This is a genomic window from Kitasatospora sp. NPDC093558, from assembly GCF_040683475.1.
Taxonomy (GTDB): Bacteria; Actinomycetota; Actinomycetes; order Streptomycetales; family Streptomycetaceae; genus Kitasatospora.
The window spans coordinates 19,504-27,252 of sequence record NZ_JBFBDY010000041.1; the positions used below are offsets into that span (position 1 = coordinate 19,504).

Genomic DNA, 7,749 nt, shown 5'->3' on the forward strand with positions numbered 1-7,749 from the left:
CACACCAATGTGAGGTTCGAGCATGGTCCGCATGGCGACCACACAGTCCGCAATTCCCCGCACCCGTACGGCACTTCCGTACCCCGCCCTGCTCGCGCTCGCCACCGCGGTGTTCGTCACCGCGCTGACCGAGACCCTGCCCGCCGGAGTCCTGCCCGGGATGAGCGAGTCCCTCGGCGTCGGCGAGTCCGCGACCGGGCAGACCGTCACCGGCTACGCGATCGGCACCGCGGCCACCGCGATCCCGCTCACCGCGGCCACCGCCGGCTGGAGCCGCAAGCGGCTGCTGCTCACCGCGATGGCCGGCTTCGCCGCCGCCAACACGGTGACCGCGCTCTCCTCGAACTACCCGCTCACGATGGCCGCCCGCTTCGTCGCGGGCGTGGCGGCCGGCCTCGCCTGGGCGCTGCTGGCCGGGTACGCGCGCCGGCTGGTGCCCGCCGAGCTGCAGGGCCGGGCGATCGCGATCGCGATGGCCGGCATCCCGGTGGCGCTCTCGCTCGGCGTGCCGGCCGGCACCTTCGCCGGCCAGGCGCTCTCCTGGCGGGTGCCGTTCCTGGCGATGACGGTGCTCGCGCTCGCGGTGATCGGCTGGGCCGCCGCCGTCCTGCCGGACCAGCCCGGGCAGCCGGCCGGGCAGCGGGTGCCGATGAGGCGCGCACTCGCGGTGCCCGGGGTGGTGCCGGTGCTCGCGGTGACCCTCCTCTTCGTGCTCGCGCACACCATCCTGTTCACCTACATCGCGCCCTTCCTCGCCCGCGCCGGGCTCGGCGGCTCCACCGACGCGGTGCTGCTGGTCTTCGGCCTGGCCTCGCTGGCGAGCATCTGGTTCGTCGGCGCGCACATCCACCGCAGGTTGCGGCGGTTGACGATCGGCGGCGCGCTGCTGGTCGCGGTGACGGCGGGCGTCCTCGGGGTGGGGTCCGGCAGCGCGCCGCTCGTGTACGCGGCGGCGCTGCTCTGGGGCCTCGGCTGGGGCGGGGTGCCGACGCTGCGCCAGACCGCCGTCGGCGACGCGGGCCGGGAGCAGGCCGACGCGGCCCAGGCGATGCTCGTCACCCTGTGGAACGCCGCGATGGCGGGCGGCGGGGTGGTCGGCGGCCTCGTGCTCGGCCGCCTCGGCACCGGCGCACTGCCGTGGACGGTCCTCGCCCTGCTGCTCCCCGCCCTCGCGGCGGTCCTCGCCGCCCGCACCCACGGCTTCCCGGCCCGGCGCGGTTAGGTGAGCAGCAGGTTGGTGCTCAGCAGCGAGTCGGCGAGGCCCGCCGGGGCGGTCGCGATCGAGCCCGCCGAGTACGGGGGCCGCGGGTCGTACTCGATGACCAGCTGGATCGCCTCGGCGGTCGCGTCCCCGGCGAGGCGGCCGGTCAGCGTCAGGGCCAGGTCGATGCCGGCCGAGACGCCGGCGGCGGTGGCGTACTTGCCGTCGAGGACGACCCGCTCGGTGCCGGTCGGCTCGGCGCCGAAGCCGGTCAGCGCGTCGAGGCAGCACCAGTGCGAGGTGGCCCGGCGGCCCTTGAGCAGTCCGGCGCCGCCGAGCAGCAGGGAGCCGGAGCAGACCGAGGTGGTCCAGGTGGTGGTCGCGTCGATCCGGCGGATCCAGTCGACCAGCGCCTCGTCGGCGAGCGCCGGCATGGTGCCGGGGCCGCCGGGCACGAGCAGCACGTCGGCGGCGTCGACCTCGCCGAAGGCGGCGTCGGCGGTGAGCGCGAGGCTCTTCATGTCGGTGCGGACCGGCCCCCGCCGGGCCGCGGTGAAGACCACCTCGGCGCCGGGGATGCGGGACAGCACCTCGTACGGGCCCACGGCGTCCAGGGCGGTGAAGTCCTCGTACAGCACGACGGCGATGCGCATCAGTTTCCTCCAGTGGGATTCGGGCCAGGGACGGGAGCAGGGCCGGGGACGGGAGCAGGGCCGGGGCCGGGAGCAGGGTGGAAGCGGCGTCGGTACTCGGCGGGTGGCGCGGCCAGGGCCCGGACGAAGGCGCGCCGCATCGCCTCCGGGGTGCCGTAGCCGCAGGCGCGGGCGATCTCCTCGATCCCGTCCTCGGTGTCCTCCAGGCGGCGCCGCGCGGCCTCCAGCCGGACGCCGTCCACGTACCGGCCCGGGGTGACCCCGACCTCGGTGGCGAAGGCGCGGGCGAAGTGCCGCGGCGAGAGCGCCGAGCGCCGGGCCAGCGCCTCGACCGAGAGGTCCTCCTCCGGGTGCTCGGCGATCCACTGCTGGACCTCGCGCAACGGCCGGCGCGCGGCCACCTGGGCGGCGAGCTGGGTGCTGAACTGGGCCTGGTTGCCCGGCCGGCGCAGGAACACCACCAGGTGACGGGCGACCAGCAGCGCGACGTCGCGCCCGAGGTCCTCCTCGACCAGGGCGAGCGCGAGGTCGATGCCGGCCGTGACCCCGGCCGACGTGGCGACGTGCCCGTCCCGGACGTGGATCGGGTCGGGGTCGACCTCGACGTCCGGGAACCGCCGGGCCAGGGCGGCGCAGTACGCCCAGTGCGTGGTCGCCCGGCGCCCGGCGAGCAGTCCGGCCTCGGCGAGCAGGAAGGCGCCGGTGCACACCGACACCACCCGCTCGGCCCGGCCGGCCAGCTCCCGGATCCGCGCCACCAGGGCCGGGTCCGGGGCGTCCGTGCCCTCCCCGCCGGGAACCAGCAGGGTGTGCACGGGCCCGACGTCGGCCAGGTCCGCGTCCGGCAGCACCCGCAGCCCGCTGGAGCTGCGCACCGGCCCGCCGCCGACGGCGGCCAGCGTAACCCGGTACGCGCCCGGCTGCCCTGCGGCGGTGCCCGCTCCCGCGAACACCTCCAGGGGTCCGGTCACGTCGAGGCTCTGCACGCCGTCGTAGAGGACGACGACCACGCTGCGCGTTGTCATACGGCCAGCCTGTCAGCGGGCCGGGAGGGCAGCAATGACCTGTTTCCCACCTTTCCTGCCACTGCAGTGACGGGAAACGCCGGAAGGCCCCTCGCTTTCGCAAGGGGCCTTCCGGCTGTCTGTGCGCCGCCAGGGACTCGAACCCCGGACCCGCTGATTAAGAGTCAGCTGCTCTAACCAACTGAGCTAGCGGCGCCTGCTGACGTGGAGAACATTACCTGGTCAGCGGCGGAAACACACAATCGGCCCGGGCGGCCCCGCCCGCGGGCGTCACGCGGTGAGGACGACCTTCCCGCGGACGTGCCCGGTGGCGACCATCCGGTGGGCGTCGGCGGCGCGCTCCAGCGGGAAGGTCTCGGCGACCTCCAGCCGCAGCCCGCCCGCCTCCCACAGTTCGACCAGCTCGGCCAGCCGGGCGGCCGTCCGCTGTGCGCGCAGCTGCCGCAGCCCGAGCCGCTCGGCGGTCGCGTAGTCGACGACGGTGCCGATCCGGTCCCGGTCGGCGACCAGCTCGGCCGAGGCCTCCAGCGCGCCCCGCCCGGCGGCGTCGAACGCGGCGTCCACGCCGTCCGGCGCGAGTGCCCGGACCCGCTCGACCAGTCCGTCGCCGTACGCCACCGGGATGGCGCCCAGCTCGCGCAGGTAGTCGTGGTTGCGCTCGCTCGCGGTGCCGATCACGGTCGCCCCGAGGGCCCGGGCGAGCTGGACGGCCACCGTGCCGACGCCGCCGGAGGCGCCGTGCACCAGGACGGTGTCGCCCCGGCCGACCTTGAGCAGTTCGAGCGCCATGTGCGCGGTCTGGCCGGAGGCGGAGAGCGAGCCGGCCTGCTCCCACGGCATCCCGGCCGGCTTGGCGACCAGGTGCGAGGTGTCCACGACGACGAACTCGGCCTGGCTGTCCAGCACCCGGAAGCCGATCACCTCGTCGCCGACCTCCCAGCCGTAGCTGCCCGGCCCGAGCTGGTCGACCACCCCGGCGAACTCGTTGCCGAGCACCAGCGGGCCCTCGACCGTCACGCCCGGGGGCCGGAAGCCCGCCCGGATGGCGAGGTCCACCGGCTGCACCCCGGCGGCGTACACCCGGACCCGTACCTGGCCCGGCCCCGCGACGGGGGTGGGCACCTCGGCGACCCGCAGGGCCTCGGGGCCGCCGGGCTCGGGGACGGTGACGGCCTTCATGGGGGGCTCCTGCCTCTCGTCGGTGGTGCGGGCGGTGGTTCTTCCCGATCATCTGACCTCAAGTGCGCTTGAGGTCAACCACGCCCCGGCGTGTCCTCCCGGATGGGCGCATTGTCAGATTTATCCTGGGCGGCGCTCAGCCGTCCGTCACCCAGTCGTCCGGTGCTCGGCCGTCCGTCGTCGAGAGGAAACCCCCCGTGGGCCAGCTGCCCCTGTTCTTCCTGGTGCTGCTCGCCTCGGTGGTGACCCTGCCGCTCGCGCGCCGCACCGGCGTCCCGCAGCCGGTCCTGATGACCCTGCTCGGCATCGTCATGGCGCTCGTGCCGCAGATCCCGGACATCTCCGTCGAGCCCGAGCTGATCCTCCCGCTGGTCCTGCCGCCGCTGATCTTCGCCGTCGCCCGGCGCTCCTCGGTGCGCTACTTCAAGGCCAACGTCCGCTCGATCCTGCTGCTCGCCGTCGCCCTCGTAGTGGTCACCACGATCGCGGTGGCCGGCGCCGTCCACTGGCTGCTGCCCGCCCTGCCCCTGGCCGCCGCCGTCGCCGTCGGGGCGCTGGTCTCCCCGCCCGACCCGGTCGCGGCCGTCGCCGTGGCCGGCAGCGTCGGCCTGCCGCGCCGCCTGGTCGCCATCCTGGAGAGCGAGGGCCTGTTCAACGACGTCACCGCGATCGTGATCTACTCGCTCGCCATCGACGCCGTCGTCAGCGGCGACTTCTCGCCCGGCCACGCGGTGCTGCGCTTCGTGCTGTCCGCGGTGCTCGCCGTCGTCGTCGGCGTCGCGCTCGGCTGGGTGAACGCCAAGCTCGCCGAGCTCCTGGAGGACCCGACCCAGCAGGTCGCGCTCAACCTCCTGGTCCCGTTCGCCGCCTACACGATCGCCGAGGAGATCCACGGCTCCGGCGTGCTCGCCGTCGTGGTCTGCGCGCTCTACCTCGCCGACCGGGCCGCCGACGCGGACGCCGTCTCCTACCGGCTGGTCGGCAACGCGTTCTGGGAGGTCGTCGAGATCCTCATCACCGGCGTCGCCTTCGGCCTGATCGGCCTCGAACTCGCGACCGTGCTCAAGGAGGCCGGCCAGGGCTGGACCGGCTTCCTCGGCGACGCGAGCATGGTGATCGCGGTCGTCGTCGTGGTCCGCCTGCTCTGGCTGCTCCCGGCGGGCTGGCTGTCCCGGCGGCTGCGCGCGGGGGACGACGAGGACACCCCGTTCAGCTGGCGGGAGAGCGTGGTCCTCTGGTGGTCCGGCATGCGCGGCGTCGCCACCGTCGCCCTGGCGCTGGCCATCCCGCTCACCGTCGACTCCGGCGCCGACTTCCCCGAGCGTGGCCGGCTGGTCTTCATCGCCTTCAGCGTCGTGCTGTTCACCCTGCTCGTCCAGGGCCTCAGCCTGCCCTGGCTGGCCAAGCGCTTCCAGCTCGACCTCGACCAGGACCGGCACGAGCAGGCCGTCCGTCAGCTCTGGTGGCGCGCCGCCCGGGCCGGGCTCGACCGGCTCGGCGAACTGGAGGAGCAGGACCGGCTGCCCGCCGAGGTCGCCGACCGCCTGCGGGACCGTCAGCACGACCGGCTGGCCCGGCTCTGTCCCGAGAAGTACGCCGAGGAGGAGGCCCACGAGGCGAAGCTGCGGCTCTCCCAGTGGCGGGCCGCCCGGGACGTCGAGCAGGAGATGATCGCCGCCTCCCGCCGGGAGATGCTGGTGGCCCGCGGCGAGCTCGGCGCCGACCCGGAGCTCGTCGACCAGGTGCTGCGCGGGCTCGACCTGCGCTCCGAGCGGAAGTGACGGCCCGGGGCTTTCGCGGGAGACGACGTGACGCGGCATCCGGTCATCCGGCGTTCACGCCCTCGTCCACCCCCGACCGGACGTGCCCGGACGGAATGTGCGCCGCTCCCTCCGGCGTTGCATAGGCTGGCCCCGGGCAGGCCGTCAACGGAGTCGGCGCACCACCGGAACCCGCACGACCTCGCGAGAGACCCTCACCGCCTGGCCCTGCCGGTATCTGCACCCAGATGAATCGAGGACACCGATGTCGGAGACCCGCGCCGACGCCCGTACGCCGCTCGACCGCACCCCGCAGTGGGCCGCCCTCGGCAAGCACCGCGCCGAGTTCGGCGACACCCACCTGCGCGAGCTGTTCGCCGCCGATCCGGAGCGCGGTCGCCGCTACACCCTGCGGGTCGGCGACCTGCACGTCGACTACGCCAAGCACCTGGTCACCGACGAGACCCTGGAGCTGCTGCGCGAGCTCGCCGCGGCCACCGGCGTCGCCGAGCTCCGGGACGCGATGTTCCGCGGCGAGAAGATCAACAACACCGAGCAGCGCGCCGTCCTGCACACCGCGCTGCGCGCCCCGCGCGGCGCCGTCGTCGAGGTCGACGGCGAGAACGTCGTGCCCGGCGTGCACGCCGTCCTCGACAAGATGGCCGCCTTCGCCGACCGGGTCCGCAGCGGCGAGTGGAAGGGCCACACCGGCCGGCAGATCCGCACCGTCGTCAACATCGGCATCGGCGGCTCCGACCTCGGCCCGGCCATGGCCTACGAGGTGCTCCGCTCCTTCGCCAAGCGCGACCTCGACGTCCACTTCGTCTCCAACGTGGACGGCGCCGACCTGCACGAGGCCGTCCGCGACCTGGACCCCGCCGAGACGCTGTTCATCGTCGCCTCGAAGACCTTCACCACCATCGAGACCATCACCAACGCGGTCTCGGCCCGCACCTGGCTGCTCGACGGACTGCAGGCCGGCACCGAGGCGGTGGCCAAGCACTTCGTCGCGCTGTCCACCAACGCCCAGGGCGTGCAGGACTTCGGCATCGACACGGCCAACATGTTCGAGTTCTGGGACTGGGTCGGCGGCCGCTACTCCTACGACTCGGCGATCGGCCTCTCGCTGATGCTCGCCATCGGCCCGGACGCCTTCCGCGAGATGCTGGACGGCTTCCACCTCGTCGACGAGCACTTCCGCACCGCCCCGCCGGAGGAGAACGTCCCGCTCCTGCTGGGCCTGCTCGGCGTCTGGTACGGCGCGTTCTTCGACGCCCAGGCGCACGCCGTGCTGCCCTACTCGCACTACCTGTCCAAGTTCACCGCCTACCTCCAGCAGCTGGACATGGAGTCCAACGGCAAGTCGGTGGACCGCGCGGGCAACCCGGTGAACTGGCAGACCGGCCCGGTCGTCTGGGGCACCCCGGGTACCAACGGCCAGCACGCCTACTACCAGCTGCTGCACCAGGGCACCAAGGTGATCCCGGCCGACTTCATCGGCTTCGCCCGGCCCGTCGCCGACCTGCTGCCCGGCCTGGTCCCCCAGCACGACCTGCTGCTGGCCAACTTCTTCGCCCAGACCCAGGCGCTGGCCTTCGGCAAGACCGCCGAGGAGGTCGAGGCCGAGGGCGTGCCGGCCGAGCTCGTCCCGCACAAGACGTTCAAGGGCAACCACCCGACCACCACCGTCCTGGCCGGCGAGCTGACCCCGTCGGTGCTCGGGCAGCTGGTCGCGCTCTACGAGCACAAGGTGTTCGTCCAGGGCGCGATCTGGAACATCGACTCCTTCGACCAGTGGGGCGTCGAGCTGGGCAAGGTGCTCGCCAAGCGGATCGAGCCGGTGCTGCTGTCCGGCGAGGGCGCGGAGCAGCTGGACAGCTCCACCGCCGAGCTGGTCGCCCGCTACCGCGCGCTGCGCGGGCGCTGAGCCG

6 protein-coding genes and 1 tRNA gene are annotated in these 7,749 nt (G+C 73.9%); 3 read left to right on the plus strand and 4 right to left on the minus strand.

The window, feature by feature from the left end:
• The first annotated feature begins 31 nt into the window (after positions 1-31).
• Entirely contained in the window at positions 32-1,222 is a 1,191-nt protein-coding gene (locus AB0O00_RS07345) for an MFS transporter (RefSeq protein WP_363649132.1), read from the plus strand.
• Here the strand turns inward: AB0O00_RS07345 and AB0O00_RS07350 are convergent.
• From AB0O00_RS07350 to AB0O00_RS07365, 4 genes are all read right to left on the minus strand, one after another.
• On the minus strand, positions 1,219-1,854 hold the full coding sequence (locus AB0O00_RS07350) for a DJ-1/PfpI family protein (RefSeq protein ID WP_363649133.1): 636 nt from the start codon (positions 1,852-1,854) through the stop codon (positions 1,219-1,221). The two genes, AB0O00_RS07345 and AB0O00_RS07350, sit on opposite strands and share 4 nt — an antisense overlap.
• Complete coding sequence (locus tag AB0O00_RS07355; protein WP_363649134.1) at positions 1,854-2,879, minus strand: GlxA family transcriptional regulator; 1,026 nt, start codon at positions 2,877-2,879, stop codon at positions 1,854-1,856. Before AB0O00_RS07355 ends, AB0O00_RS07350 begins: the two co-directional genes overlap by 1 nt.
• 122 nt (positions 2,880-3,001) lie before the next feature.
• Positions 3,002-3,075: transfer RNA gene (locus AB0O00_RS07360), tRNA-Lys, on the minus strand.
• Positions 3,076-3,149: 74 nt separating this feature from the next.
• Positions 3,150-4,058 (minus strand): NADP-dependent oxidoreductase, encoded by a 909-nt coding sequence (locus AB0O00_RS07365; protein ID WP_363649135.1) that lies wholly within the window; start codon positions 4,056-4,058, stop codon positions 3,150-3,152.
• Between the two features lie 197 nt (positions 4,059-4,255).
• Here AB0O00_RS07365 and AB0O00_RS07370 point away from each other — a divergent pair, with 197 nt between their 5' ends.
• Both AB0O00_RS07370 and pgi read left to right on the plus strand, forming a co-directional pair.
• The gene (locus AB0O00_RS07370; protein ID WP_363649136.1) at positions 4,256-5,839 is read left to right on the plus strand and encodes a Na+/H+ antiporter; all 1,584 of its coding nucleotides are present in this window, start codon (positions 4,256-4,258) and stop codon (positions 5,837-5,839) included.
• Positions 5,840-6,083: 244 nt separating this feature from the next.
• Positions 6,084-7,745 carry a glucose-6-phosphate isomerase gene (pgi, locus tag AB0O00_RS07375; protein WP_363649137.1) on the plus strand — a complete coding sequence of 554 codons (1,662 nt, stop codon included), beginning with the start codon at positions 6,084-6,086 and terminating at the stop codon, positions 7,743-7,745.
• The last annotated feature ends 4 nt before the right edge of the window (positions 7,746-7,749 follow it).

Bases quoted from the DNA above. Each gene is read 5' to 3' on its own strand.
- AB0O00_RS07345 (WP_363649132.1), top strand. From the start codon at position 32: ATGGCGACCACACAGTCCGCAATTCCCCGCACCCGTACGGCACTTCCG.
- AB0O00_RS07350 (WP_363649133.1), bottom strand. From the start codon at position 1,854: ATGCGCATCGCCGTCGTGCTGTACGAGGACTTCACCGCCCTGGACGCC.
- AB0O00_RS07355 (WP_363649134.1), bottom strand. From the start codon at position 2,879: ATGACAACGCGCAGCGTGGTCGTCGTCCTCTACGACGGCGTGCAGAGC.
- AB0O00_RS07365 (WP_363649135.1), bottom strand. From the start codon at position 4,058: ATGAAGGCCGTCACCGTCCCCGAGCCCGGCGGCCCCGAGGCCCTGCGG.
- pgi (WP_363649137.1), top strand. From the start codon at position 6,084: ATGTCGGAGACCCGCGCCGACGCCCGTACGCCGCTCGACCGCACCCCG.